Raw genomic sequence first — 26,982 nt, 5'->3', positions numbered from 1 at the left:
CTCAGAGCCAGCGGGGCGGAGGCGGCACCCGCAGGACGATGGCCCCGTCCGCCACGACGACCTCGCCTCGCGGAGGGGGCGTCACGGTTGCGGCGATGGCGGCGCACCGGGCCTTGGAGCACCAGCGCGGGTAGACGCCCTGCTGCTCCTGCGTCATGTTCTGCAGCGTGACCGCCGTCATGTTCCCCCGCGCCGTCTTGCGGATGGCAGGTTCCATCCACAGCACGACGGGCAGGCCCGGGAACCGCTGCCGCGCCTCCGCGACCTGCGTGATGAGGGCGTCGTACTCGTCCCGGGTCTGTCGGTGCTCGCCGAGGTCGCTCCTCCACTGGAGGATGCCGACGAACGTGAGGCCCAGGAGGCACACGACGCCGGTCCGCCGCACCCAGGGTCCCCTGGCGGCGGCCAGCAACGCGGCCGGGAGCACGATGAGCGGCCACGCCCACAACGACGCCCGCACCCCCGTGACCGCTCCCGTCACGACCGTCACCGCCGCCTCGACGGACACGGACATGAGTCCTGCCACCAGCACGAGGCCCGTCGCGCGGCGCGTCCGCCGGCCCCACAGGCCCACGACGGTGGCGACGGCCCCGACGACGAGCGCGGGGCCCAGGTCGGAGGCGAGGGACCGCAGCTGGGTGCGGTAGCGCCCGAGGTTCGTCACCAGGTCGGCCACGCTGTGCAGCGGGTTCGGCTGACGCCACTGCGCCAGCGTCACCCCGAAGACGCCGAACGCCCACCAGTTCAGCGTCCAGACGACGAGCACACCGGCTGCGTAGGCGACGGCGAACCCCACGGCGACCCGGACGAGCCTGAGGAAGCCGGAGCGGCGCTCGGTCACCGCCACCGCGAAGAGCAGCAGCAGGGCCACCGGCTGGTAGCTGAGGACCGCCAGACCGACGGACAGGAAGAGCCACGGCCACCAGGTCGACCGGCGGCGGCGGGCGTACGGGAGCGTCCACACCGCCACCGCGGCGACGACCATGGACGGGGAGAGGGTCCCGGGCCAGTACACGAGCTGGATCCAGGTGGTCGAGACGAGCAGCGCCGTCGTGGCCGCCGCCTGCTGCCACCAGCGACGCAGCCGCAGCAGCCGGACCGTGCCCACGACCCAGGTCGAGTACGAGACCACGAAGACGGTCGTCGCCATCACGATGCTGAGGTGCTGGCCGAGGACGCGCCACCACACCCACGTCAGCCAGCGCCCCTCGTACTGGTTCCGGGCCCAGATGTCGGTGCTGCCCGGCTCGTCGGAGGAGAGCGAGAAGCCCCAGTCGTCGTGCCGGATGAAGGGGTGCGCGACCTGCACGACCAGCCCGGTGACGAGGGCGACCGCGAGGATGCCGCCGACCATCGCGGCGGCGGACGTCACGGCCCGCGAGCGATCGGGTCGCCGCGCCTCCGGCCGATCCGGAGTGGCTCCCTCACGCGTCATGAGTGACTGCGTGTTCACCGAGAACCTGACAACGGAGGGACTCCAAGCCGTGAGGCGGTCGGGGGCGGGCGGCGGGCATCCGCGTCCAAAATAGCCCACGGGTGGTCGGGTCCACGATTCCTCGCCGGCCGACGACCGCGCCCCGAACCACCACCCGCACCACCACGCTCCGGTGTCAGGCGCCGGGCCCGAGGGTCAGGATCGGACGGTCAGAGTCGGACGGTGGACCGCTCGCGCACGAGGACGTCGCACGCCTCGACGAACCGGCGCGTGGCCGCGCCGGGGCTCGTATCGCCGAAGTAGTGCTCGATGACCTCGGCCGTCCCGGGATGCGGGCTGGTCATCTCCCGGTCGAGCACGGCGACGACGTCACCGCTCTCCGCCGCCGCGATGGACGGCACGACGGTCGACAGCGGGGTCGGCTCGACCTCCACGGACGGGTCGGCGGGCGTCGTCAGCACGAGCGGCTTGCCGGTCGAGACCCAGTCGAGGGCCACCGCGGAGACGTCGCTGATGCACGCGTCGAGGCGGCCGAGGTGCCAGCCGAACGCGGTGTCGACGTCGACGAGGTGACGGGCCTCCGGGTCGGCGCGGTTGGCCGCCTCGACCATCGCCGCGATGCGCTCGGAGTCGTGGCCGTAGGCGGGGTCGAAGACGCCCGAGCGCGGGTGGGGCCGGTAGACGACCCGGAACCGGCGGTCGGCCAGCAGTGCCTCCACGAGGCGCGGGCCGTGCGACGACACGGAGCCGTAGCGCATGCTCGGCCGGTCGCCCTCCCACGTGGGCGCGTAGAGCACGGTGGTGCGGCCGTCCATGGGCAGGTCGGGCGCCTCGTATGCGGTGTCGGTCTGCGGACGGCCGATGAGGACGGCCCTGGCCGCGACGTCGAAGTCGACCAGCGAGCCCTCGAGCCGCTCGACCGCGGCCCGCCCCGCGACGAAGACGCGGTCGTAGGCCTTGAGCTGGTTCGAGGCCATGTACGACTTGTCGCTCTCACCGTGCGACACGAAGACGTGGGCCGGTCGCGCGAACCGGATCATCTGGAAGTTGCGCAGGTTCTGGTTGACGTAGAGGACCAGACCGACGTCCTGACGCTCCATGAACGACTCGACGTCGCCGATCCGTGGGGCGTGCAGGACCGGCAGCGGACACTCGTCGAGGAGGATGTTCGTCGTGTCGGGCACACGCGACAGCACGACCACCGGGTGCACCTTCGACAGCGCGACCAGGGGGGCGTACCACTGGCGGATCTGGTAGGCGTTGACCGGGTCGTCGGAGAAGTAGACCGCACACCGGTAGTCCGTGGGGCTCCCGGGCGTCATGCCCGAGGCGTCGAGGCGCCCCGCGAGGCGCCGGGTCGCCTGACGTCGCCGGTACCCCTGCATGACGATGACGAGCACGGCCTTGAGGGAGTCGAGCACGGAGCCTTGCCTTCCGGGTCTGCGGGTCGAGGTCGTCAGCTGCCTGGCGGACTCAGCGGATGAGGCGGCGCGGACTCGTCAGGAACCCTACCCCCCACGCCCAGTGCATCGTGGCGAGCACGGCGGGGGTCAGCGCGCGGGTCCGGACCGGCTCGCCGCCGCTGATGGCGAGGCCGCCGACCGTCACCCCGACGACGTAGCCGGCCGGCACGACCCAGGCCGGAGCCCAGAGGACACCGGCGACGAGACCGGCCGCGGTCAGCACCACCATGGTCGGCGGGGCGAGGTAGCGCGCGTTGATGGTGCCCTCGTGGTGGGCGGCGACGACGCGGCGCCAGCGGCCGTAGTGGAAGTACTGACGGGCCAGCGTCCGGAACGACCCACGAGGGCGGTAGGTGACGCGCAGGTCGGGTGTGAACCACACCGTCCCGCCGGTCTGGCGGATGCGGTGGTTCATCTCCCAGTCCTGGGCCCGGGCGAAGTGCGGGTCGTAGCCGCCCACGCGCTCGAGCGCCTCGCGGCGGAACACCCCGAGGTAGACGGTGTCGGACTCCCCCGCCGAGCCGCCGGTGTGGAAGCGCGACGCGCCCACCCCGAGCGGGCTGCGCATCGCGGCGGCCACGGCACGCTCGAAGTCGGTGCTCCCCTGCGCGTCCATGATCCCGCCGACGTTGTCGGCCCCGACCCGAACGAGCTCGGCGACGGCGGTCGAGACGTAGTCCGTGGGGATCTCGGCGTGGCCGTCGACGCGGACGACGACCTCACCCGTCGCGGCGCCGATGGCGGCGTTGAGGCCGTCGGGCGTGCGCCCCGAGGGGTTGCGCACGAGGCGCACCCGGGGGTCGGCCGCGGCGACCCGTTCGGCCACCTCGTCGGTGCGGTCACGAGAGGGCCCGAGGGCGAGCACGACCTCGAGCTCGCCGCGGTAGTCCTGCGCGAGCACCATGTCCACGGCGTCGGCGAGGTGCCGCTCCTCGTTGAGCAGCGGCATGATGACGCTGACCGGGGGGAACGACTGCACGCGGGGTCCTTGTCGGAAGGGGAGCCGTGGCACGGCTGGGGCGGGACGGCGGTCAGCCTACTGCCCCACCCGAGTCCGTCGGTCGAGGCCGGATGCCGTGGCGCGGGGTCAGCGACCGAGCAGCTGGCGCGCCATGACGATGCGCTGCACCTGGTTGGTGCCCTCGTAGATCTGGGTGATCTTCGCGTCGCGCATCATCCGCTCGAGGGGGAAGTCGCGGGTGTAGCCCGCCCCACCGAGCAGCTGCACGGCATCCGTCGTGATCTTCATGGCCACGTCGGAGGCGAAGCACTTGGCGGCGGCACCGAAGAAGGCGAGGTCCTTGTCGCCGCGCTCGCTCTTGGCGGCGGCGACGTAGACCATCTGACGGGCGGCCTCGAGCTCCATCGCCATGTCGGCGAGCATGAACTGCACGCCCTGGAACTCGCTGACGGCCTTGCCGAACTGGCGGCGGTCCTTGACGTAGGCGACGGCCTGGTCGAGGGCGCCCTGCGCGATGCCGACGGCCTGCGCGCCGATCGTGACGCGGGTGTGGTCGAGGGTGCGCAGCGCGAGCTTGAGCCCGCCGCCGACCTCGCCGACGACCCGGTCACCCGGCAGCCGCACGTTCTCGAAGTGCAGCTCACGGGTCGGGCTGCCCTTGATGCCGAGCTTGCGCTCCTTCTCGCCGAAGGTGAAGCCCTCGTCGGACTTCTCGACGACGAACGCCGTGACGTTGCCGCCCCGCGGGCCGTCGGGGTCGGTGACGGCGAGCACCGTGTAGTACTCGGACACGCCGGCGTTGGTGATCCACGACTTCTGCCCGGTGAGCACCCAGTCGTCGCCGTCGCGCCGGGCCCGGCTGCGCATGGCGGCCGTGTCGCTGCCGGCCTCCCGCTCGCTGAGTCCGTACGAGAACGCCGCCTCGCCTCGGCCCAGCGGCGTGAGGTAGCGCGCCTTGACCTCCTCGCTGCCGGCGAGCACGAGCGGCAGCGACCCCAGCTTGTTGACGGCCGGGATGAGCGAGCTGCTCGCGCACACCCGGGCGACCTCCTCGATGACGATGCACGTCGCGAGGGCGTCGGCCCCGACCCCGTCGTACTCCTCGGGGACGTGGGGGGCGAAGAAGTCGGAGGCGACGAGGGCGTCGTGCGCCTCCTGCGGGTAGCGCGCGTCCTCGTCGACCGCCGCGGCGTAGGGCGCGATCTTGTCCTCGGAGACGGCACGGACGGCCTCGCGCAGGGCCTCGTGGTCCTCAGAGACGCGGAACAGGTCGAAGTCGGCGTTGGTGCTCACGACGGTGATCGTACTCGCAGGTAGCACTTCGTAGGACGTCCTTGTAACCACCGTCACGCACCCCACCGCCACCCCACCGACTCCTCCAGCCCCCGGCCCCCGCTCCCACCCCCGCTCCCACCCCTGTCGCACGACGACCCCGTCCCAGGATGAGGACGCGCCGCTGACCGCCGCCACGCCCCGGGCGTAGGGTGCCGACAGGTCATGAGCGCCAGCGACAAGCCCCGGCTCGCTGGCCGGCAACCCTCCAACCGCGGTGGGGTGCCCCGGGTGAGGACCTGGCCCCACGGCATCCGCCGACACCGTCCGGACACCTGTCCGCGGCGACGTCGCCCGGACGGCGCGGGGCAAGCGCGGAGCGACCGCTCCCGCACCGACCCGTCGGTGCGCCCACCCGTGGACCCACGGCCGGTGCGTCGACGCCGACCGAGACGAGGCCCCCATGAGCGACACCCCCACGTGGTCCTTCGAGACCCAGCAGATCCACGCCGGCCAGAGCGCCGACGGCGTCACCGGCGCCCGCGCGCTGCCGATCTACCAGACGACGAGCTACGTCTTCACGAGCACCGAGCAGGCGGCGAACCTGTTCGGGCTCAAGGAGTTCGGCAACATCTACACCCGCCTGATGAACCCGACCACCGACGTCGTCGAGCAGCGCATCGCCGCCCTCGAGGGCGGGGTCGGCGCCCTCCTCGTCGCCTCCGGCCAGGCGGCCGAGACGCTCGCCATCCTCAACATCGCCGAGGCCGGCGACCACGTCGTCGCCTCGCCCTCGCTCTACGGCGGCACGTACAACCTGCTCAAGAACACGCTGCCGCGCTACGGCATCGAGGTGACCTTCGTCGCCGACCCCACCTCGATCGACTCCTGGCGCGAGGCCGTGCGCCCGAACACGAAGCTCTTCTACGGCGAGACGATCGCCAACCCGAAGAGCGAGGTGCTCGACATCGAGGCCGTCGCCGCCCTCGCCCACGAGAGCGGGGTGCCGCTCGTCGTCGACAACACGGTGGCCACCCCGTTCGTCATCCGCCCCATCGAGTGGGGCGCCGACGTCGTCGTGCACTCCGCGACGAAGTACCTCGGCGGCCACGGCACCTCGATCGCCGGCGTCATCGTCGACGCGGGCACCTTCGACTTCGCCGCCGACCCCGAGCGCTTCCCGCAGTACAACACCCCCGACGACAGCTACCACGGCCTGGTCTACGCCCGCGACCTCGGCGTCGGCAGCCCCCTCGGGGCCAACCTCGCCTTCATCCTCAAGGCCCGGGTGCAGCTGCTGCGCGACCTCGGCCCGGCCGCCTCGCCGTTCAACGCCTTCCTCATCGCGCAGGGCCTCGAGACGCTGTCGCTGCGCATCGAGCGCCACCTCGAGAACGCCCACCGCGTCGCCGCCTTCCTCGAGGGACACGAGCAGGTCGAGCGGGTCGTCTGGGCCTCGCTGCCGAGCAGCCCGTCGCACGCCCTGGCGCAGAGGTACGCGCCGCGCGGCGCCGGCGCGGTGCTCTCGTTCGAGATCGTCGGCGGGCTCGAGGCGGGCCGGCGCTTCGTCGAGGGCCTGACGCTGCACAGCCACGTCGCCAATATCGGCGACGTCCGCTCCCTCGTCATCCACCCCGCCTCGACGACGCACTCGCAGGGTCCGGATGCCGACCGGCTGGCCGCCGGGGTGACGCCCGGCCTCGTGCGCCTGTCCGTCGGCATCGAGCACGTCGACGACATCGTCGCCGACCTCGAGCAGGGCTTCGCGGCCGCCAAGGCCTGACCGAGACGTCGTCGTCGTCGTCGCGGCGGTGGCAAGGTGGCGGCATGACCGTGCGCTACCCCGCCCCGCTGCGACCCGGCGACGCGATCGGGGTCACCGCCCCGAGCGCCGGCGTCCCCGACCGCCTCGGGGCGCGCCTCGACGTCGCGCTGCAGTGGTTGCGCGACAGAGGTTTTCGCGTCGAGGTCGGCGACTGCCTGCGTGGCGGGGGCGTCGTCAGCGCACCCCGTGAGCAGCGGGCGGCCGAGCTGAACCGGATGCTGCTCGACCCGCGGGTGCGTGCCGTCGTGCCGCCGTGGGGCGGCGAGACCGGCATCGACCTGCTCGAGCTCATCGCGTGGGAGGCGGTGGCGGCCGCCGAGCCGACGTGGTGCGTCGGCTTCTCCGACACCTCCACGTGGCTGACGCCGCTCACCCTGCTCACCGGGGTCGCGACGCTGCACGGGCAGAACCTCATGGACACCCCCTACGCCACGCCCGACGGCATCCGGCACTGGGTCGACGTCGCGAGCGCCCCACGGGGGTCCGAGGTGGAGCAGCGCTCCCCCGGCCGTTTCCGCGCCGAGGGGTGGGACGACTACGAGCGCGACCCCGCCGTGTCGACGTTCACCCTCGACGCCCCCGGCACGTGGACGCGGCTGGACCCCGGCCACGAGGGCGAGCCCGCGCGGCTCACGGGGCGGCTGCTGCCCGGGTGCGTCGAGACGATGGTCGCCGTCGCCGGCACCCGCTTCGGCGACGTGCCCGCCTTCGCGCGGGAGCACGCCCCCGACGGTCTGCTCCACGCGCTCGACGTGTGCGAGTGGCCGGCGCCGGACATCGGGCGGGCCCTGCACGGGATGCGCCTCGCGGGGTGGTTCGACGGCTCGCGGGGGGTGCTCGTCTCGCGGACTCGTGCCCCCGGCACCGACACGATGACCCAGCACGAGGCGGTCGTCGACGCCCTCGGCGGGCTCGGCGTGCCGATCCTCGCCGACGTCGAGTGCGGCCACGTGCCGCCGTACCTCGCCCTCGTGGCCGCCGCCCGCACCGAGGTCGTGCACGCCCCCGACGACGGCGGTGGGCACCGGGTCACGCAGTGGCTCGACTGACGGTCCTGGTCGCTCGACCACCACCCGGCCCGCGTCACGCGGGCCGGGTGGCGGCAGGCGTCAGCCCACGACCTCGTCGACGAAGCACCACTTCCACGCCTCACCGGTCTCGAACGAGCGCATGACGGGGTGGCCGCTCTCGTCGTAGTGGGCCTGCCCGTGCTTGCCCTCCGACGAGTCGCAGCAGCCGACGTGCCCGCACGTGAGGCAGAGGCGCAGGTGCACCCACTGGGTGCCGTCACGCAGGCACTCCTCGCAGCCCTCGGGCGTGCGGGGCTCGACGTACGACGGCGCCTGCTGCAGGTGCTCGCAGACACTCTGGACGGTCTCTCGGGGCAAGAGCTCCTCCTCACCGATGCGTTTGGCCTGGTACTCGATGCGCTCGAGCACCATCTCCTCCATGTCGAGGGCGGCGAGCACGACGCGCAGCACCTCGCTCTCGGCCCGACCCTCGTCACGCAGTCGTAGCACCTCGGTGCGCTCGGCGTCGAGCATCTCGAGGCGTCCGCGCCGGTACATGTCGCTCGGGGTCTCGTCGGACTCGGAGTTGAGGCTGAGCCGCTCCCACATCTGGTTGACCCGGTCGGCCGAGCGGTCGCGCAGCAGGGTGCGGGTCGACTCGTCGAGGTCGGGCTCGGCGTCGAGCCGCTCGAGCCCGGCCCGGGCGGCCACCTGCATGACGGACGCCGCCTGAAGGACGTCCTCGCGCACGTCGGGGCCGCGTACCCCGAGCCGCCTCGCGAGCCAGGGCAGCGTCGGCCCCTGCACGAGCAGGGTGCCGACGGTGACGACGACCGCGACGAGGATGAGGGTCTCGCGGTGCTCGGTGCCCTCGGGGATGAGCTGGATGCCGGCCAGGGTGACCACCCCGCGCATGCCGGCCCACGACAGGACCGCCTGGTAGGTCCAGGGCTTGTGCACCTCCTTGCGCAGCACCCGGGTCACGAGCCAGCGGTAGGGGAAGACCCACAGCGGCCGCATGACGAGCACGACGAGCAGCGTGCCGACGGCGGCGGCGGTGATCTGTCCGCCGCTCAGCTCGTCCTGCCCGGCCTTCTCGATAACGTAGAAGACCTGCAGCCCGATGAGGAGGAAGACGGCGTTCTCGAGCACGAACTGGATGGACTGCCAGTTGATCCGCTCGGCGAGCCGTGACGCCCCGGGCTGCGACCGCGGCGACCGGTGGCCGAGCACGAGGCCGGCCGTGACGACGCCGATGACGCCCGAGCTGTGGATGTGCTCGGCCGGGACGTAGGCCGCGAAGGGGACCATGAACGACAGGACGGTGTCGAAGGTGGGGTTCGTGGCCAGCTTGCGGCGGGCGACCTCGACGACCGCCGCGACGACGACGCCGACGAGCACCCCGCCGAGGACCGCCCAGCCGAAGTCGAGGGCGACGCTGCCGACGTTGACGTGACCGGCCGCGGCCGCGCCGCTCAGGCCCGCCGCGGCGAGGGCGGTGCGCAGCGACACGAGCGCGGTCGCGTCGTTGAGCAGCGACTCGCCTTCGAGAATCGTGACGAGCCGTCGCGGCAGGCCGATGGCCCGGCCGACGGCGGTGGCGGCCACGGCGTCGGGGGGCGCGACGACCGCCCCGACCGCAAAGGCGAGGGCGAAGTCGATGCCGAGCAGCCACCAGAGGAACAGGCCCACCCCCGTGGCCGTGAAGAGCACGAGCCCGACGCTGAGGCTGGCGATGGTGAGCTTGTTGCGCCGCACGTCGACGAGCGAGGTCGTGATGGCCGCCGCGTAGAGCAGGGGCGGCAGGACGCCGTAGAGCACGAGCTCTGGGGTCAGCTCGACCTCGGGGACGAAGGGCAGGTACGAGCCCGCGATGCCGACGACGATGAGCACGAGCGGCGCCGGGAGGTCTAGGCGCTCGGCCACCCAGGAGCCCGCGAGGACCGTCGCGGCGACGGCGAGCAGGGCGATCGCGATCTCCACCGGCCCATCCTGCCGCACGCGGCACCACCACCGTCAGGGGCCGCCCACCGTCGGGTGGTCGGGGCCTGCCCGCCACTCCCCCGTCGACCCGCCCCGGGGTGCGCGACGCCGACGCTCAGCCCAGCGAGGCCGCCGCCTCGGCGAAGGCTCGCCCCACCTGCCGGACGTTGTCCGGCTCGAGCACGTGGGGGGCGCGCGGCGGGTCGATGACGACGCCGGGCCACGAGTGGCGCACGTACTCGTCCACGAACCACCTGTCGACGACGGCCGGGTCGGCGGCCGCGGCCAGCCCCTCCCAGGCGCGCTCGCCGACGAACCCCACGAGGTCGTCGGGGCGCTCGAGGTGGGCGACGGTCGGGAGCGCGCTCCACGGCATCCGGGCGCCGGTGACGACGGGCAGGCCGGCGAGGCCCGCCTCGAGGCCGACGGTGCCGGTCGCCGTGACGGTGAGGACGGCGTCGCGCATGAGCGCGCGGGAGTCGGCGTGCGGGTCGATCGTGGCGATGTTGGGGTGGGCGTCGAACGGCGGCCAGTAGTCGGGGTCGCGCCGCCACATGAAGTTGGCGTGCTCCTTCACGGCCACCGTGATGTCGAGGGGGGCGAGGGCGTCGGCGAGCACGCGGGCCGTGTAGGCCTGGTCGCGCCAGTCGCCGCCCATGACGTCGGCGCTCGACTCGGGCTGCACGTGCAGCGGGAGGAACACGTACCGGGGCGGGAGGTCGTCCCACCGGCGCTCGCGGTACTCGCGCAGGTTGAGGCGCGCCTTGACCGGGTTGAGCCACGGCAGGCGGGCGTAGTCGGTGGGGCGGGGCAGCTGCAGGTTTCGGCCCCGGTCGACGGCGAGCTCGCGCAGCCGGTCGGTCGCGAGGCGCCACACCTCGCTGCCCGACTCGACCTTCAGGTTGTGCTCGTAGCCGGGGGGCCGCTCGGCCCCGTCGGCCCGGCGCTGGGCCTCGCGCCACCGGCCGAGGTAGTCGCGGCCGGCGTCGCGGGCCTGCTCGTCGTCGCGCTCGCGGTGCCACATCGTGATGCCGCGCGGGGCACCGAAGAGGGCGAACCGGTCGGCCGGCAGCCGCAGCCCGCGGGGCCACGTCGCGAGCCCGCCGCGCGCGCTGACGAGGCCGGCCGTGAGCAGCTCGCTCGTCACGGTGAACTCGGTGAGCGCGAGCACGGGGCCGCGGTCCGCGAGCGCCTCGTCGAGCCGTTCGGCGGCGAGGTTGAGGAAGTTCATGGCCGTGTCGACCCGGTTGCGGCGCAGCGCCCGTTCGGAGACGAGCAGGTCGAGCACGTCGAGCCCCACGCCCGCGCACGCCCGGCGCAGCGCGGCGTGCGGGGCGAGGCCGCTGACGACGTTGGCCCGGCGGGCCTCGGCGTAGGGCAGGCGCACGACGGTGGCCCGCGGGGCGTGACGGCGCACCCAGGCGAGGTTGGCGTCGGTGCGGGCGACGAGCAGCAGCTCACCGGTCTCGAAGCCGGCCTCGACGAGGGCCGGCACGAGCAGGTCGTCGAACCCGAGCCCGAGGTGCACGAGGGGCGTCACCACGGGCTCCTCCTCGGTGCGGCTCGATGCTTCTTGGTGCTGCGGTCGGGTCGGCGGTCAGCCTAGCCGCGCAGGGTGCGCACCACGCGGGGCGCCACGAGCGCCGTGACGACGAGCACGAGCGCGGCGGCGACGAGGCGGGCGCCGCCCACGAGGGTCACCGCGCCGGACGACGCACCGGATGCCGTCGTGCCGGGGTCGGTGAGCAGGCTCGCCGCCGCGGTGGCCGCGCCCACGGCGGCCGACGCCGCGAGCAGGGCGGGCACCGCGCGGGGCCAGCGCAGCGCCGAGACGGAGCGGGCCGAGCGGGTCGTCAGGGCGGCGAGCGTCGCGTAGGCGAGCACCTTGGCCACGGCGACCGCCACGAGCGCGGCACCGGCGTCGTCCGCGCCACTCGCGCCACCCGCGCCACCCGCGCCACCGGCGGCCGGGCCGACGAGCCGCACCCCGACGACGGCCGCCACGACGAGGACGACGACGGCCCCGAGGGCGGCGACGAGCAGCGCACCCGTGCGCTCGGCGTCGAGCACGGCGAGCGAGCCTCCCTGGTAGAGCATGTAGGCCGCGGCCACGACGGTGATGACGGCGAGCGTGGCCGACACCGCCCCGCGGTCGAAGGCGGTCGACGTGACGAGGTCGACGAGCCAGGGGGCGAGGGCGGCGACGCCCGCGGCGCCGAGCACGACGACGGTGAGCAGGGCGGTGCCGGTGTCGGCGGTCCAGGCCCAGCGCCGCTCGTGAGGGTGCGACAGCACGAGCGGGGCCCACGCGTTGAAGCAGGCCACGGCGAGCACGAAGGGCATGTTGCCGAGCTGCAGCGCCACCTGGTACTCCCCCGCCGCGACGTCGCCGAGCAGCACCCGCACGAGCAGGACGTCACCCATGAGCAGCGCCAGCATCGCGGCCGCCTGCGGCAGCAGGGGTGCCGCGAGCCGCAGCCCGGCCCGCACCCGGTCCGGCTGCGCCCACGGCGCCAGCGGGCGCCCGACGAGCAGGGCGAGGCCGGCCGACACGAGCAGCCCGGCGGTGTAGGCGAGCAGGTAGCGCTCGCCGGTGGGCACGGCCCGGGCCGCGAGCAGCCCGCACAGGTGGGCGCCGACGGTCGAGGCGACGGCGAGCAGGACGAAGCCCGAGGGCCGCAGCCGGGCGCGCGACAGCGACTGCCCCGACACGACGACGGTCAGGGCGGCCGCCGCGACGACGACGGGGAGCCACTCGCCCACCACGACCCGGCCGGCCGCGCCCAGGGCCGCGACGGCGGCCATGCCCACGACACCGAGGGCGAGGGCCCCGAGCACCATCGTTCCCGCGAGCGCCCGGGCCGCGCGCGGGCCGTCGCTGGCCCGGTGGTGCTCACGCAGCAGCACCTGAGGCAGGCCGGCGGCCGCGACCGTGCCGACGAGCTGCACCGCAACGAGGCCCGTGGCCACCCGGCCGAACTCGGCGGGCCCCAGCAGCCGGGTCGCGAAGGGCAGCACGAGCAGCACGCCGAGACCCTGCAGCGCCGTGCCGACGAGGTAGGCCAGCGAGTGGGCGCCGAGACGGTTGCCGTCCGGCGTCCCGCTCGCCGCCGCCGGGGTGCTCGCCACACGGCGAACCTAGCGCCCGGCGGGGTCGGCGTCGGCACCGACCACACCGACCACGCCGACCGCGCCCACCGACATCCGGTCAGCCGCGCAGCGCGGGGACCACCTGCTGCTCGAACAGCTCGATGCCCGAGCGGTCGTAGGCCGCCTCGGCGAAGTACGTGATCGCGTACGTCATGCCGCGCGACTCCATGTCGCGCAGGGTCTCGGTGATGCGCTCGGGCGTACCGACGAGCGGCTGGCTGCGCAGCGACGCCACCTGCTCGTCGACCTTGGTGTCCGCGAGACCGCCGCGGCGCAGCATCTCGCCGTACGACGCGAGCCGGTCGTCGACGTCGCCCTGCGTCTCGCCGATAACGACGTTGTAGTTGGCCGAGCGCACGATCTCCTCGAACGGGCGGCCGAGGGCGTCGCAGTGGCCGCGCAGCAGCTCGCTCTTGCGGTCGAAGACCTCGGGGGTGCCGTCGAAGTTGGTGTAGTCGGCGTACTGCGCCGCGATCTTGAGGGTCACCTTCTCGCCGCCCCCGGCCACCCACATGGGGATGCCGTTGAGAGCGCTCCCGGGAGCCGTCGTGCCCTGCAGGGGGCGGGGCGCGCAGAGGGCGCCGTCGACCTGGTAGTACTCGCCGTCGAGGGTGGCGCTGCCGGTGGTCCACATGTCGCGGAAGACCTGCACCCCCTCGCGCAGCGCGCCGAGGCGGTCGCGGGCGGCGGGGAAGCCGTAGCCGTAGGCACGCCACTCGTGCTCGTACCAGCCGGCCCCGATGCCCATCTCGACGCGGCCACCCGAGACGACGTCGACGGTGGCGGCGACCTTGGCGAGGTAGGCGGGGTTGCGGTAGGCCATGCACGTGCACATCTGGCCGAGCCGGACGCGCGAGGTCGACGCGGCGTAGGCGGCCATGAGGGTCCACGCCTCGTGGGTCGCCTCGGCCGACGGCTCCGGCACGGTGTGGAAGTGGTCGTAGACCCAGATCGACTCGAACGCGTCGCCCTGGTCGACGTGGGTGGCGAGGGACGACATCGTCTCCCAGTGCCGGTCGGGCTCGATGCCGACGAGGTCCATGCGCCAGCCCTGCGGGATGAAGACTCCGAATCTCATCCGTCCATCCTCACACGCGCCCGCGACGGCCGCCGGGCGCCCGGCTCTGCTCCGGGTTGAACCTCCGGGCCGCGTCGCGTGCGACGCCTCTTCGTCGGCCGCACCCGGCCCGGGTCCCGCTGCCCCGTGCCAGAGTGAGGGGATGACGACCACCCCCGCGACGACCCGTCACAACGACCCCGACGACATCCGCGACCTGCTCATGACCCCGGCCACGTGGGCCGTGGTCGGCCTCGGCGCCAACCCCGACCGCACCGCCTACTCGGTCTCCCTGTGGCTGCAACGCGAGCTCGGCATGCGGCTGCTCCCGGTCCACCCGAGCGGGGCGACGGTGCACGGCGCGCCGGGCGTGCGGTCGCTCTCGGAGATCCCCGACGGCACAGTGGTCAAGGTCGTCGACTGCTTCGTCAACAGCGACCGCGTCGGGGCCGTCGTCGACGAGGCGATCGAGCAGCGCGAGCGACTCGGCATCGAGGCGCTGTGGCTGCAGCTCGGCGTCGTCGACGAGGAGGCCGCCCGGCGGGCCCAGGCGGCCGGCCTCACGGTGGTCATGGACACGTGCCCGAAGATCGAGTACCCGCGCCTGCGGCCGGGTGACGGCGCCGACGCCGTCACCGGCTGACGCACGACGGGCCGCCGCGCACCGTCCGCCGACCGGTCAGCCCGCGTCGAGACCCCGTGCCACCTCCGCGCGCAGGGCCGCGCCCTTGGCGTGGGCCTGGTCTCGCAGCGACGCCTGGAAGGCGACCATGCGCTCGCGCAGGGCGGCCGCCTCGGCGCCCTCACCCGCGCCGACGATGCGGGCCGCGAGCAGACCGGCGTTACGGGCCCCGCCGATCGACACGGTGGCGACGGGCACGCCCGCGGGCATCTGCACGATCGAGAGCAGCGAGTCCATGCCGTCGAGGTACTGGAGCGGCACCGGCACCCCGACGACGGGCAGCGGCGTCACCGCCGCGAGCATGCCGGGCAGGTGGGCCGCGCCGCCGGCGCCGGCCACGATGACCCGCAGCCCCCGCCCCGCGGCCCCCTCGCCGTACGCGATCATCTCGGTCGGCATGCGGTGTGCCGAGACGACGTCGGCCTCGTACGCGACGCCGAGCTCGTCGAGCGCGCGGGCGGCCTCGCGCATGACGGGCCAGTCGCTGTCGCTGCCCATGACGATGCCGACGAGCGGGGCGCGGCCACCGGCATCCTCGGCGGGCGTCGACGGGACGGTCGCAGGCTGGTTGCTCACTCGGTGATCACTCCTCGGAGGTAGTCGGCCGCGTGGCCGGCGCGCTCGCGCGCCTGCGCCAGGTCGGGCCCGCTGACGTTGACGTGGCCGATCTTGCGGCCCGGCCGCACGCCCTTGCCGTAGACGTGCACCTTGGCGCCGGGGTCGCGGGCCATGATGTGCCGGTAGGCCGGGTACAGCTCGGGGTAGTCGCCGCCGAGGACGTTGGCCATGACGGTCCACGGAGCTCGCGGTCGCGGGTCGCCGAGCGGCAGGTCGAGCACCGCCCGCAGGTGCTGCTCGAACTGGCCGGTGACAGCGCCGTCCATCGACCAGTGGCCGCTGTTGTGCGGGCGCATGGCGAGCTCGTTGACGACGTAGGCGGGGCGGCCGGACGCGTCGGTCACCTCGAAGAGCTCGACGGCCAGCACCCCGGTGACCCCGAGCGCGCCGGCGACGCGCAGCGCCGCCTCCGTCGCGACAGAGGCGAGCTCGTCGTCGAGGTCGGGCGCGGGGGCGAGCACCTCGGTGCACACGCCGTCGACCTGAACCGTCTCGACGACCGGCCACGCCGCCGCCTGCCCGGAGGGGCTGCGGGCGAGCAGCACCGCGAGCTCGCGGCGGAAGGCGACCTTCTCCTCGAGCAGGATGCCGTCCTGCACCGGCCCCGGGGAGCCGACCCCCGAGAGCCAGTCGGCGAGGTCGTCGACCGAGTGCGCGACCAGGACGCCCTTGCCGTCGTAGCCGCCGCGCGGGGTCTTGGCGACGAGGGGCCACCCGACCTCGGCGGCGAAGGCGGTGACCTCCTCGGCCGTCGTGGCCCGGGCCCAGCGGGGGCAGGCGACGCCGAGGTCGGTGAGCCGCTCGCGCATCGCCAGCTTGTCCTGGGCGTGGCGCAGCGCGTCGGGGGTCGGATGCAGCACGACGCCCTCCGCGGCGAGGCGCGCGAGCGCCTCCTGGGGGACGTGCTCGTGGTCGAAGGTCACGACGTCGCAGTCGCGGGCGAAGGCGAGCAGCGCCTCGACGTCGGTGTGCTCACCGACGGGGGCGCTGGGCACCGCGAGCGCCGCGGCGGCGGAGTCGCTCTCGGCGAGGATGCTGAGGGTGACGCCGAGCTCGACGGCCGGGCCCTGCATCATGCGGGCCAGCTGGCCGCCGCCCACGACGCCGACGACGGGGAAACCTCCGGGGGCCCGCTGGGGGCGGCTCGACGCGCTCACGTGACGGCAGCCTACCGACGGCCGGGCCGGTCAGCGGGCGCGGTTCCGCCGCACGGGCGCGGGCGCGGCGGAGGTGGGCGCGGGGTCGTGCGCCGGGACCCCCGCCTCGGCGAGCACCTCGTCCGTGTGGCTGGGGTCGGCGAGGTCGGGGTGGTGGGCCCGCACGGCGGCGAAGGTCCACACCTTGTTGAGCACGAACGAGACCGGCGTGACGACGGCGATGACGATGAGCTGGGCCCAGTAGAGCCGGGTGCGCAGCCCGGTCGAGCCGTCGAGGATGCCGGTCGGCAGCGACAGCGGCGACCCGCGGTGCATGAGGGCGGTGAGCAGGAGCAGCCCGACGAACTGGCCGGCGAGGCCGACGGCGAAGAAGGGGCCGTACTCGCGCCACCAGCCGGCGTGGCGGGCGCTGCGGAAGGTGTAGGTGCGGTTGAGCTGGAAGTTCCAGAGGTTGGCCACGACGAAGGCCACCGTCGAGTAGACGTGGTACCACCGCACGTTGAACTCGGTGAGAGGGAGGCCGAAGAGGGGGTCCTCCGTCGGCGGGCCGAGGCGCTTGACGAGCACGAGCGTCAGCAGGTTGACGAGGACGCCGGAGGCACCCACCAGCGCGAACCGGAGCAGCAGCAGCCAGTTGTGCCGGTGGCGCACGAACAGGAACTCGCCGAACCGCCTCACACGCCGACGATACCCGCGCGGGGCGAAACCGCCCGCTTCGGAGGTGGCCGCGCGGCATCCGGACCGGTAGTGCCGGCCCGGACGGGGGGTCACTCGTCGCGGGCCTCGGAGAGGAAGAGGGCGAACCGGGCGGGCTGGGCCTGGACGAGGTCGAGGCGGCCGCCGTTGGACTCCGCGAGGTCACGGGCGAGGGCGAGGCCGAGGCCGGTGCTGCCGCCGGTGCCGCTGCTGACCGAGCGCTCGAAGATGTGCGGCGCCATGGCGGGCGCGACCCCGTCACCCTCGTCGCTCACCTCGACGACGACCGACGGCCCGGAGCGGCGGGCGTGCACGTCGACGGTGCCGCGGCCGTGCACGAGGCTGTTCTCGAACAGGGTGGAGAGCACCTGCGACAGCGCGACCGGGGTCGAGCGGACGAAGAGGCTGCGCTCCCCCCGGACCCGCACCGAGCGCCGCGCCTGCTCGAACGCGGGCTGCCACTCACGCTGCAGGGCGGCGATGACGGAGTCGAGCGACACCGCCGGCGCGGGGCCGCCCCCGGCCCGGCCGCGGCCGAGGAGGTCGTCGACGACGCGGGTCAGGCGCTCCACCTGGGCGATGGCGATCGTCGCCTCCTCGCGCACCGCGTCGACGTCCTCGGTGACCGATATCTCCTCGAGGCGCATGAGCAGCGCGGTGAGCGGGGTGCGCAGCTGGTGGGAGGCGTCGGCGGCAAAGTCGCGCTCGGCCGCGAGCGACTTCGTCATGTCGTGCGAGCGCCGGGTGATGACGTCGGAGACCCGGTCGATCTCGCGCACCCCCGAGCGCACCGGCATGAGGCGCGTCTCGCCCGTCGCGAACCGTGAGGCGAGGTCGACGAGGTCGGCCGCCGCCTCGGTGCCGCGACGGCGCTGGGAGGCCGTCACCGACCAGGCCGCGAGACCAGCGAGCGCCGCGACGGCGAGCACCACGCCCGCCCCCTTGGCCGCTTGGCTGAGGGGCTCCTGGTCAGCCCACTCGCCGACGACCTCGGGCTGTTCGGAGAGGAAGTACCAGAAAACCGCCCCGGAGAAGACCGCCGTGAAGACCGCCGTGGCCGCGGCGGTCACCGTCGCCAGCCGGTCGAGCAGCGCCCGCACGGTCAGTCCGCGCCGAGGCGCTCGAACCGGAAGCCGACCCCGCGCACGGTCGCGATGTACTGCGGCGACGTCGCGTCGTCACCGAGCTTCCGCCGCAGCACGGAGATGTGCATGTCGAGGGTCTTCGTCGAGCCGAACCACGCGGTGTCCCAGATCTCACGCATGAGCTGCTCACGCGAGACGACCTTGCCCTGCTCGCGCACGAGCACCCGCAGCAGGTCGAACTCCTTGGCCGTGAGCTGCAGCTCCTCGCCCTTGAACCAGGCGCGGCGCCCCTCGGAGTCGATGCGCATGAGCTCGGGACCGGGGGGCGCGTCGGTCGGCGTGCGCCGCAGCAGCGCCCGCACCCGGGCGAGCAGCTCGGCGAGGCGGAACGGCTTGGTGACGTAGTCGTCGGCCCCGGCGTCGAGCCCGACGACCGTGTCGACCTCGTCGGCCCGGGCCGTGAGGATGAGGACGGGGATGGTGCGGCCCTCGGCGCGGATGCGGCGGCACACCTCGAGCCCGTCGACGAGCGGCAGCCCGAGGTCGAGCAGGACGAGGTCCGGGTTCTCCTTGGCCCCCTCGAGGGCCGCGGCGCCGTCCTCGCGGACGTCGACCTCGTAGCCCTCCCGCCGCAGCGCCCTCGCGAGCGGCTCGGAGATCGCCGGGTCGTCCTCGGCGAGGAGAACACGCGTCATGTGATCCGTCCTGGTCGTCACTCTTTGTCGCCCCCTGACTCCGAGAGCCTAGCCCCGCCGTCCGGGGCGCACAGCACCCCTCGCCGTCGCCGTGTCACCACTGTCACGAGCGACGTGTCCAGCGCCGTCACCAGCGCCGTCACCAGCGCCGTCACCGTCGCCGTCACCGACCCGGCCACTGCGGCCGGCGCTTCTCGGCGAAGGCGGCCACGCCCTCTCGGCGGTCGCCGGAGAAGGCGGTCGCGCGCCAGCACGCGTCCTCCACCTCGAGGCCGGTCTCGAGGTCGACGCCCGAGCCGAGGCGCATCGCCCGCTTGGCCTGGCGCAGCGCCACCGGCGAGTTCGCGGCGATCGTCGCCGCCAGCTCGAGCGCCCGCGCGCGGGCCGTGCCCGCCGGGACCACCTCGTCGACCGCGCCGAGCTCGAGGGCCCGGGCGGCCGGCATCCGCTGCGCCGTGAAGATGGCGAGCGAGGCGCGCGACCAGCCGACGCGGCGCACGAGCAGCTGGGTGCCGCCGCCGCCGGGGATGACGCCGACGCCCACCTCGGGCAGGCCCACCGTCGCGCCGTCGCCGACGACGACGACGTCGCACGACAGGGCGAGCTCGAAGCCGCCGCCGAGGGCGTGGCCGTCGACCGCGGCGACGGCCGGCACGGGCAGGCGCAGCACCCCGCCGTACGCCGAGCGGGCGACCGGGCGCTGCGCGACGAGGTCGGCGTCGCTCATCGTGTTGCGCTCCTTGAGGTCGGCTCCGACGCAGAACGCGCGCTCGCTGCTCGAGCTGAGCACGACGCACCGCACCGACTCGTCGGCCGCCACCTGCGCCGTCGCGGCGGCGATGGCGCGGGCCATGTCGGTCGAGACGGCGTTGAGGGCCTCGGGCCGGTCGAGCACGATCTCGGCGACGTGCTCGAGACCGGCCCCCTCGGGGCGGTCGACACGCACGAGGGCTGGGCTGGTCGGCATCCGAGGAGCCTCCTTGGTCGGGACGGTGGGGGTGGTCGAGCGTGGGGCCGGGTGAGTCAGAGCAGGTCAGGTGACGGGGTCGCGGGGCACCCGACGACCGGATGCCGGGGCGCGTCGCAGCAGGGACGGCACCACCGTGCCCACCCCGCGCAGCTGACGCCGGCGCTGCTCGTCCAGCTCGAAACCGCTGAGGCTGGCGAGGTCGCGGGCCATCGGGGCGTCGACGAGCACGGCGCCCGAGCCGGCGACGGCCGTCAGCCGCGCGGCGCGGTTGACGGTCGTGCCGAAGACGTCGCCGAGGCGCGAGACGATCGGACCCCGGGCCATGCCGACGCGCAGCTGCGGCAGCAGGTCGTCGGCGGTCATGGCGTCGACGAGGTCGAGGGCGATGGCGGCGGCCGGGGCGGCGGTGACGGTCGTGAACAGCACCTCGTCGCCGACCGTCTTGATGAGGCGTCCGCCGTGCGCGGTGATGACGTCGGCCGAGAGTGCCTCGAAGCGGCTGACGAGGCGGGCGAGGTCGCGCTCGCTGAGGCGGCGCACGAGGGCCGTGAAGCTGACGAGGTCGGCGAACCCGACGGAGCGCATCTTCGTCAGTCCGTACGCCTCGGGGTCGGCGTCGGCGAGCAGGCGCGACACGGTGGCGCTGAGGTGGCGGCGCCACGCGTAGACGAGCAGCGGCTCGAGCCGGTCGGCGAGCACCGCAAGGCGCTCGGCCACCTCGACGGCCGTCTCGTGGCCGGGGACGGCCCGGGTCTCCGCCGCGCCCGCCGCGGCGCCCGGGGCGCCGCCGGACGCGAGGACCGGGGCGTCGCCCTCCGAGTCGAGCCGGGCCTCCACGGCCTCGGCGACGAGCTGCGACTGCCACCCGGCGAGGCGGTCCGTGGAGCGGGCGAAGGCCCGGGTGAGGCTCAGGGCGGTCGTCTCGTCGAGCAGGCCCTCGCGCACGAGGGCGGCGACGGAGGCGAGGGCCTCCTGGTCGGCGACGGTGAACAGCTCGTCGTCGGTGTCGACGACGGGGAAGCCGAGGGCGTGCCAGAACCGGCGGGCCGACAGCAGCGAGACGCCGGCGCCGGCGCTCACCTCCCGGCGGCGCAGCTCGAGCGGGTGCCCGAGCAGCCGCTCGGTGACGTCCCCACCGCCCGTCGCCGCTGACTCGGTCATGGGCCGATCATGCCAGCCGTCAGGTCAGCCGCCCGCCGGGCCGGCGCACGTGCACGACGTCGCCCGCGGCGAACGCACGCCGCCCGGTCGGGGTGCTCACGACGAGCCCACCGTGCTCGTCGACGCCGACCGCCCGGCCGGCGACGACGCCGGACGGCAGGTGCACCTCGACGTCGAGACCGACCGTGACGCAGGCCCGTTCGTACGACGTGCGCATCGCAGCCGCACCGTGGTCGCCGAGCTCGTCGACGAGCGCGCGCAGCGCGAGGAGGTAGCGGGCGGCGAGCGGCTCGCGCCCCACCACCGCCCCGGCGAGGGCCAGCGACGTCGCGGTCGGCACCGGCAGCTCGGCGCGGTCCTGGTCGACGTTGACCCCGGCGCCGACGACGACGAGCGCCGCCCCGCCCCCGTCGACCCCGTTCGCCCCTCCCGCGACGAGCTCGCAGAGGATGCCGCTCACCTTGCGGTCGTCGTCCTGCGCGACCAGCACGTCGTTGGGCCACTTGAGGCGCGGCGTCACCGGGGTGCCCGCCTCTGTCGTCACCTCCGCCACGGCCCGGGCGAGGGCGAGGCCCGCCACGAGAGGGGCCCACGCCGCGAGCGAGGGGGTCGGCAGCGGCACGACCACCGACACGGCGAGCGAGGCCCGCTCGGGCACCGTCCACACCCGCCCGAGGCGACCCCGGCCCCCCACCTGGTGGTCGGTGAGCACCACCCGCCACCCGGCATCCAGGAGGGTGGCGAGCTCGCGGGCGCGGTCGTTGGTCGAGCCGAGGCGGGTGTGGAACTCGACCGGGGGCCAGCGTCGACCGCTCGCGGCGAGGGCCTCGTCGAGGGCGTCGGGGGCCAGGGGAACGCGCATCCGGCCAAGGCTAGAGTGCCGCCATGGCAGCCGAAGGCACCCCCGATCTCGGCACGACGGAGGGCAAGCTCGACGACCTGCGCCGGCGCGTGGCCGAGGTCGTGCACGCCGGCTCCGAGCGGGCCGTCGAGAAGCAGCACGCGCGCGGCAAGAAGACCGCCCGCGAGCGCATCGAGATGCTGCTCGACGAGGGCAGCTTCACCGAGCTCGACGCCTTCGCCCGGCACCGCAGCACCGCCTTCGGGCAGGAGCACAACCGCCCGTACGGCGACGGCGTCGTCACCGGCCACGGCACCGTCGACGGGCGGCAGGTGGCCGTCTTCGCGCAGGACTTCACCGTCTTCGGCGGCTCCCTCGGCGAGGTCTTCGGCGAGAAGATCGTCAAGGTCATGGATTTCGCCATGAAGGTGGGCTGCCCGGTCATCGGGCTCAATGACTCCGGCGGCGCCCGCATCCAGGAGGGTGTCGTCTCGCTCGGCCTCTACGGCGAGATCTTCTTCCGCAACGTGCGCGCCTCGGGCGTCGTGCCGCAGGTCTCGCTCGTCATGGGCCCGTGCGCGGGCGGCGCCGTCTACTCCCCCGCGCTCACCGACTTCACCGTCATGGTCGAGTCGACCTCGCACATGTTCATCACCGGCCCCGACGTCATCAAGACCGTGACCGGTGAGGACGTCGGCTTCGAGGAGCTCGGCGGCGCGCGCACCCACAACAGCCGCTCGGGCGTCGCGCACTACATGGGCAGCGACGAGCAGGATGCCGTCGACTACGTCCGCGCGCTGCTGTCGTACCTGCCGAGCAACAACCTCGAGCAGCCGCCCGTCCTCGAGGGCGGCGCCGACCTCGAGCCGACTGACGACGACCGGTGGCTCGACACGTGCGTGCCCGACAGCCCCAACGTGCCCTACGACATGAAGCAGGTCATCGAGCACGTCGTCGACGACGGCGAGCTGCTCGAGGTGCAGGCGCTCTGGGCCCCGAACATCGTCACGGGCTTCGCCCGCATCGACGGGATGCCGGTCGGCGTCGTCGCGAACAACCCGATGCAGCTCGCGGGGTGCCTCGACATCGAGGCGTCCGAGAAGGCGGCCCGGTTCGTGCGCACGTGCGACTGCTTCAACGTGCCGGTGCTGACCCTCGTCGACGTCCCCGGCTTCCTGCCCGGCACGTCGCAGGAGTGGGACGGCATCATCCGGCACGGGGCCAAGCTCATCTACGCCTACGCCGAGGCGACGGTCCCCAAGATCACCGTCATCACGCGCAAGGCCTACGGCGGCGCCTACGACGTCATGGGCAGCAAGCACCTGGGCGCTGACGTCAACCTCGCCTGGCCGACCGGGCAGATCGCGGTCATGGGGGCGCAGGGCGCCGTCAACATCCTCTACCGCAAGGAGCTCGCCGCGGCCGCCGAGCAGGGGCACGACGTCGAGGCCCGGCGCCGCGAGCTCGTCACCCACTACGAGCAGGCCCTGGCCAACCCGTACGTCGCGGCCGAGCGCGGCTACGTCGACGGCGTCATCGCCCCGTCCGAGACCCGGGCCGCCGTGACCCGCGCCCTGCGGGCCCTACGCACCAAGCGCGAGACCCTGCCGCCCAAGAAGCACGGGAACATCCCGCTGTGAGCGGCACGGAACCGACGGGGCCGGAGGGGCCGGATGCGCAGGGGCCGGTCCACGCGGACGTGCGGGTCGTGGCCGGGCGGCCCACCGACGAGGAGGTGGCGGCGATCGTCATCGTCCTCACCGCCCTCACGGCCGGCCGCGGACCCGAACGGGCCTCCGGACGTGCCGACGGCGACGGGCGCGGGTCGGCGTGGGCCGACCCGGCGCGGCGTCTGCTCGGCCCCGGCGCCCCCGGCTCGGGGTGGCGCGCGTCGGGCCTGCCCCGCTGACGCGCCTGTGCGAGGCTGACCGGGTGACGTCACCCGTGAACCTGCCCCGCCCCGAGATCGACCCCGACGGCCTGCTCGAGTACTCGGTCGTGTTCACCGACCGGTCGCTGAACCACATGTCGCGTCGCTTCGTCGGCGTCATGCAGGACCTCACCGGCATGCTGCGCACCGCCTACCGGGCCGACACGGTCGCCGTCGTGCCGGGCGGCGGCACCTTCGCGATGGAGGCCGTCGCGCGTCAGCTCGCCACCGGCCGCCGCACCCTCGTCGTGCGCAACGGCCTCTTCTCCTACCGGTGGACGGCGATCTTCGAGGCCGGCTCGATCCCGGCGAGCTCGATCGTGTGCAAGGCCCGCCCGGTCGACGACTCGCACCAGGCGCCGTGGCGCCCGGCCCCCGTCGACGAGGTCGTCGCCACCATCCGGTCGGAGCGGCCGGAGGTCGTCTTCGCCGCCCACGTCGAGACGGCGGCCGGGATGCTGCTCACCGACGACTACGTGCGGGCGCTCGCCGCCGCGGTCCACGAGGTGGGCGGCCTGCTCGTGCTCGACTGCGTCGCCTCCGGGGCCCTGTGGGTCGACATGGAGGGCCTCGACGTCGACGTGCTCATCAGCGCCCCGCAGAAGGGCTGGAGCGGCTCCCCCGCCGCGGGCTACGTCATGCTGCGCGAGCGCGGGCGCGACGCCGTGCGGGCGAGCACCTCGAGCAGCTTCGCCGTCGACCTGCGCCAGTGGCTGCACGTCGCCGAGGCCTACCTCGAGGGCACCGCGCTCTACCACGCGACGATGCCGACCGACGCGCTCGTGCACAACGCCGCGGTGATGCACGAGACGGTCGACCGTGGCCTCGACACCGTGCGAACGGCGCAGGAGCAGCTCGGCGCGAAGGTGCGGGCGCTCATGGCCGACCGCGGCTTCCGCTCCGTCGCGGCTGACGACGTCGCCGCCGCGAGCGTCGTCGTGCTGCACACCGATGACCCCGACCTGCGCTCGGGCGCCGGCCTGAAGTCGGTCGGCCTGCAGGTCGCGGCGGGCGTGCCGCTCAAGTGCGACGAGCCCGACGACTACGCGAGCTTCCGCATCGGCCTCTTCGGGCTCGACAAGCTCGGCGACGTCGACGGGACGGTCGCGCGGCTCGAGCAGGGTCTCGAGCGCCTTGAGGCCGCCCGGTCGGCCGGCTGACGGGCCGCCCTCCCGCCGTCCCCGCCCCCACCGGGTGGGATACGTTCGGCCCGTGACCGACCACAGCGACGTGCCGACCCCCACGAACCCGCCCGCGACCACGGGCGTGACCACGGAGGCAGGCGGCCCGGCATCCGGCCACGGCGCCGGTCGTGCCCGCGAGCGCACCGACGTCGACGCGATCGCCGAGCGCTACCTCGACGCCCTCGTCGAGCTCAGCCCCATCACCGCCACGTCGCTCGGCGTCCCCGGCCACGACCACGAGCTCGACGACCTCTCGCCCGAGGGCAACGCCGCCGCCGCGCGGCTGCGCGAGCGCACCCTCGCGGAGCTGGGGCGGGCGACCCCCGCCGACGACGTCGACCGGGTGACCGTCGCCGCGATGACCGAGCGCCTCGGCCTCGCGCAGGAGCGGTGGCAGGCCGGGTTCGACGACATGTCGCTCAACGTCATCGCCTCGCCGCTTCAGGGTGTCCGCGACGTCTTCGACCTCATGCCGCAGCAGAGCGGCGCCGACTGGCAGACCGTCACGACCCGTCTGGCCGCCGTCCCCGCCGCCCTCGCCGGCTACCGCGAGTCGCTGCTGTCGGCCCGCGAACGCGGGCTCGTCTCGCCGCAGCGCCAGGTCGTCGCCTGCGCTGAGCAGACCCGCGACCTCGTCGGGCCCGAGGGCTACTTCGCACGGCTCGTCGAGGGCGCCGCCGCCGACGGCGAGCCGCTCTCCGGCCCGGCCCGCACCGCCCTCGAGCAGGCCGCCCGCCAGGCGGCCGACGCCTACGCCGAGACCGCCGACTGGCTCGAGCGCGAGCTGCTGCCGCACGCGCCCGAGGCGGACGCCTGCGGCCGCGAGCGGTACGCCCTCGAGTCGCGCTACTTCCTCGGCGCCGAGGTCGACCTCGAGGAGACCTACGCCTGGGGGCAGCGGGAGGTGGCCGACCTGCACGCGCAGATGGCCGCGATCGCCGACGGCCTCGAGCCCGGCGCGTCGGTGGAGCGCGGGGTCGAGATCCTCGACGCCGACGAGCGCTACCAGCTGCACGGTACGGACGCCCTCCGCGCGTGGATGCAGGAGCGCGCCGACGAGGTCATCGCGCAGCTCGGCGACGTCCACTTCGACATCCCCGGCCCGGTGCGCCGCATCGAGTGCATGATCGCGCCGACCCAGACCGGCGGCATCTACTACACCGGCCCGAGCGACGACTTCAGCCGGCCCGGCCGGATGTGGTGGTCGGTACCCAGGGGCAACACCGAGTTCCGCACGTGGAGCGAGCTGACGACCGTCTACCACGAGGGCGTCCCCGGCCACCACCTGCAGGTGGCGCAGACGGTGTACCGCTCGGCCCTGCTCAACCGCTGGCGCCGCCTCGAGGCCTGGACCTCCGGCCACGGTGAGGGCTGGGCCCTCTACGCCGAGCGGCTCATGGCCGAGCTGGGCCACATGGACGACCCCGGCAACCGGATGGGCTGGCTCGCCGGGCAGTCGCTGCGGGCGGCCCGCGTCGTCATCGACATCGGCGTGCACTGCGGCTTCGACGCGCCAGACGAGGTCGGCGGCGGCGCGTGGGACCACGACAAGGCCTGGACCTACCTGACCCGCTACGGGTTCATGGACGAGAAGGTGCTGCGCTTCGAGCTCGACCGCTATCTCGGCTGGCCGGGGCAGGCCCCGAGCTACAAGATCGGTGAGCGCCTCTGGCTGTCGCTGCGCGAGGAGGTCAAGCAGCGCGAGGGCGACGGCTTCGACCTCAAGGCCTTCCACCGCCGCGCCCTCGACCTCGGCGGCGTCGGCCTCGACACGCTGCGCGACGCCGTCCTCGGCGAGCTGTGACCG

22 protein-coding genes, 1 pseudogene and 1 riboswitch are annotated in these 26,982 nt (G+C 74.2%); of the genes and pseudogenes, 7 read left to right on the top strand and 16 right to left on the bottom strand.

The annotated features are described in order from the left end of the window. Position 1: 1 nt before the first annotated feature. From DFJ68_RS03480 to DFJ68_RS03465, 4 genes are all read right to left on the bottom strand, one after another. Positions 2–1,372, bottom strand: a complete 1,371-nt coding sequence (locus tag DFJ68_RS03480) for a hypothetical protein (RefSeq protein ID WP_147431504.1) — start codon at positions 1,370–1,372, stop codon at positions 2–4. 272 nt (positions 1,373–1,644) lie between these two features. Next, on the bottom strand, positions 1,645–2,856 hold the full coding sequence (locus tag DFJ68_RS03475; protein ID WP_121031045.1) for a CDP-glycerol--glycerophosphate glycerophosphotransferase: 1,212 nt from the start codon (positions 2,854–2,856) through the stop codon (positions 1,645–1,647). A gap of 52 nt (positions 2,857–2,908) precedes the next feature. After that, positions 2,909–3,877 (bottom strand): glycosyltransferase family 2 protein, encoded by a 969-nt coding sequence (locus tag DFJ68_RS03470; RefSeq protein ID WP_211333257.1) that lies wholly within the window; start codon positions 3,875–3,877, stop codon positions 2,909–2,911. A gap of 108 nt (positions 3,878–3,985) precedes the next feature. Beyond that, positions 3,986–5,152 (bottom strand): acyl-CoA dehydrogenase family protein, encoded by a 1,167-nt coding sequence (locus tag DFJ68_RS03465; protein WP_121031043.1) that lies wholly within the window; start codon positions 5,150–5,152, stop codon positions 3,986–3,988. 200 nt (positions 5,153–5,352) lie between these two features. Next, a riboswitch (SAM riboswitch) is annotated at positions 5,353–5,454 on the top strand. A gap of 131 nt (positions 5,455–5,585) precedes the next feature. Between DFJ68_RS03465 and DFJ68_RS03460 the strand changes: the two are divergent. Both DFJ68_RS03460 and DFJ68_RS03455 read left to right on the top strand, forming a co-directional pair. After that, positions 5,586–6,914: pseudogene (locus tag DFJ68_RS03460) on the top strand (bifunctional o-acetylhomoserine/o-acetylserine sulfhydrylase); the annotation flags it as partial. Positions 6,915–6,958: 44 nt separating this feature from the next. Further along, positions 6,959–8,005: an LD-carboxypeptidase gene (locus tag DFJ68_RS03455; RefSeq protein WP_121031038.1), complete on the top strand. Its 1,047-nt coding sequence runs from the start codon at positions 6,959–6,961 to the stop codon at positions 8,003–8,005. Positions 8,006–8,065: 60 nt separating this feature from the next. On the opposite strand, the gene DFJ68_RS03450 is transcribed toward DFJ68_RS03455, so the two are convergent. The 4 genes from DFJ68_RS03450 to DFJ68_RS03435 form a co-directional block, all read right to left on the bottom strand. Continuing rightward, a complete protein-coding gene (locus DFJ68_RS03450; protein ID WP_121031036.1) occupies positions 8,066–9,949 on the bottom strand; it encodes a Na+/H+ antiporter in 1,884 nt (627 codons plus the stop codon). 115 nt (positions 9,950–10,064) lie between these two features. Beyond that, positions 10,065–11,492, bottom strand: coding sequence for a hypothetical protein (locus DFJ68_RS03445; RefSeq protein ID WP_121031034.1), 1,428 nt, complete (start codon positions 11,490–11,492; stop codon positions 10,065–10,067). Between the two features lie 59 nt (positions 11,493–11,551). Beyond that, positions 11,552–13,078, bottom strand: coding sequence for a lipopolysaccharide biosynthesis protein (locus DFJ68_RS03440; protein WP_121031032.1), 1,527 nt, complete (start codon positions 13,076–13,078; stop codon positions 11,552–11,554). Positions 13,079–13,157: 79 nt separating this feature from the next. After that, positions 13,158–14,177 (bottom strand): LLM class F420-dependent oxidoreductase, encoded by a 1,020-nt coding sequence (locus DFJ68_RS03435; RefSeq protein ID WP_121031030.1) that lies wholly within the window; start codon positions 14,175–14,177, stop codon positions 13,158–13,160. A gap of 142 nt (positions 14,178–14,319) precedes the next feature. On the opposite strand from DFJ68_RS03435, the gene DFJ68_RS03430 reads away from it, so the two are divergent. Then, on the top strand, positions 14,320–14,799 hold the full coding sequence (locus DFJ68_RS03430) for a CoA-binding protein (RefSeq protein ID WP_121031028.1): 480 nt from the start codon (positions 14,320–14,322) through the stop codon (positions 14,797–14,799). 36 nt (positions 14,800–14,835) lie between these two features. On the opposite strand, the gene purE is transcribed toward DFJ68_RS03430, so the two are convergent. The 8 genes from purE to DFJ68_RS03390 all read right to left on the bottom strand — a co-directional run bounded on the left by purE (position 14,836) and on the right by DFJ68_RS03390 (position 22,082). Continuing rightward, positions 14,836–15,414, bottom strand: coding sequence for a 5-(carboxyamino)imidazole ribonucleotide mutase (purE, locus tag DFJ68_RS03425; RefSeq protein ID WP_372498835.1), 579 nt, complete (start codon positions 15,412–15,414; stop codon positions 14,836–14,838). Further along, positions 15,411–16,613, bottom strand: coding sequence for a 5-(carboxyamino)imidazole ribonucleotide synthase (locus DFJ68_RS03420; RefSeq protein ID WP_121031026.1), 1,203 nt, complete (start codon positions 16,611–16,613; stop codon positions 15,411–15,413). Before DFJ68_RS03420 ends, purE begins: the two co-directional genes overlap by 4 nt. 30 nt (positions 16,614–16,643) lie before the next feature. After that, complete coding sequence (locus tag DFJ68_RS03415) at positions 16,644–17,291, bottom strand: GtrA family protein (RefSeq protein ID WP_121031024.1); 648 nt, start codon at positions 17,289–17,291, stop codon at positions 16,644–16,646. A gap of 89 nt (positions 17,292–17,380) precedes the next feature. Beyond that, positions 17,381–18,409 (bottom strand): sensor histidine kinase, encoded by a 1,029-nt coding sequence (locus DFJ68_RS03410; RefSeq protein ID WP_121031022.1) that lies wholly within the window; start codon positions 18,407–18,409, stop codon positions 17,381–17,383. A gap of 2 nt (positions 18,410–18,411) precedes the next feature. Further along, positions 18,412–19,089 (bottom strand): response regulator transcription factor, encoded by a 678-nt coding sequence (locus DFJ68_RS03405; RefSeq protein ID WP_121031020.1) that lies wholly within the window; start codon positions 19,087–19,089, stop codon positions 18,412–18,414. Positions 19,090–19,252: 163 nt separating this feature from the next. After that, positions 19,253–20,056 carry an enoyl-CoA hydratase-related protein gene (locus tag DFJ68_RS03400; protein ID WP_121031018.1) on the bottom strand — a complete coding sequence of 268 codons (804 nt, stop codon included), beginning with the start codon at positions 20,054–20,056 and terminating at the stop codon, positions 19,253–19,255. A gap of 66 nt (positions 20,057–20,122) precedes the next feature. Further along, complete coding sequence (locus DFJ68_RS03395; protein ID WP_121031016.1) at positions 20,123–21,220, bottom strand: adenylate/guanylate cyclase domain-containing protein; 1,098 nt, start codon at positions 21,218–21,220, stop codon at positions 20,123–20,125. Positions 21,221–21,239: 19 nt separating this feature from the next. After that, a complete protein-coding gene (locus DFJ68_RS03390; protein WP_121031014.1) occupies positions 21,240–22,082 on the bottom strand; it encodes a biotin--[acetyl-CoA-carboxylase] ligase in 843 nt (280 codons plus the stop codon). A gap of 23 nt (positions 22,083–22,105) precedes the next feature. Here DFJ68_RS03390 and DFJ68_RS03385 point away from each other — a divergent pair, with 23 nt between their 5' ends. The 4 genes from DFJ68_RS03385 (at position 22,106) to DFJ68_RS03370 (ending at position 26,979) form a co-directional block, all read left to right on the top strand. Then, on the top strand, positions 22,106–23,701 hold the full coding sequence (locus tag DFJ68_RS03385; RefSeq protein WP_121031012.1) for an acyl-CoA carboxylase subunit beta: 1,596 nt from the start codon (positions 22,106–22,108) through the stop codon (positions 23,699–23,701). Then, the gene (locus DFJ68_RS03380) at positions 23,698–23,970 is read left to right on the top strand and encodes an acyl-CoA carboxylase subunit epsilon (protein WP_211333256.1); all 273 of its coding nucleotides are present in this window, start codon (positions 23,698–23,700) and stop codon (positions 23,968–23,970) included. Before DFJ68_RS03385 ends, DFJ68_RS03380 begins: the two co-directional genes overlap by 4 nt. A 23-nt stretch (positions 23,971–23,993) precedes the next feature. Continuing rightward, positions 23,994–25,151 (top strand): pyridoxal-phosphate-dependent aminotransferase family protein, encoded by a 1,158-nt coding sequence (locus tag DFJ68_RS03375; protein ID WP_245963435.1) that lies wholly within the window; start codon positions 23,994–23,996, stop codon positions 25,149–25,151. 106 nt (positions 25,152–25,257) lie between these two features. Then, on the top strand, positions 25,258–26,979 hold the full coding sequence (locus DFJ68_RS03370) for a DUF885 domain-containing protein (RefSeq protein WP_121035041.1): 1,722 nt from the start codon (positions 25,258–25,260) through the stop codon (positions 26,977–26,979). The last annotated feature ends 3 nt before the right edge of the window (positions 26,980–26,982 follow it).

It is taken from the genome of Terracoccus luteus, assembly GCF_003635045.1.
Taxonomy (GTDB): Bacteria; Actinomycetota; Actinomycetes; order Actinomycetales; family Dermatophilaceae; genus Terracoccus; species Terracoccus luteus.
The sequence above is the reverse complement of the archived record's forward strand: the minus strand, read 5'-3'. Positions and strand labels throughout refer to the sequence as shown.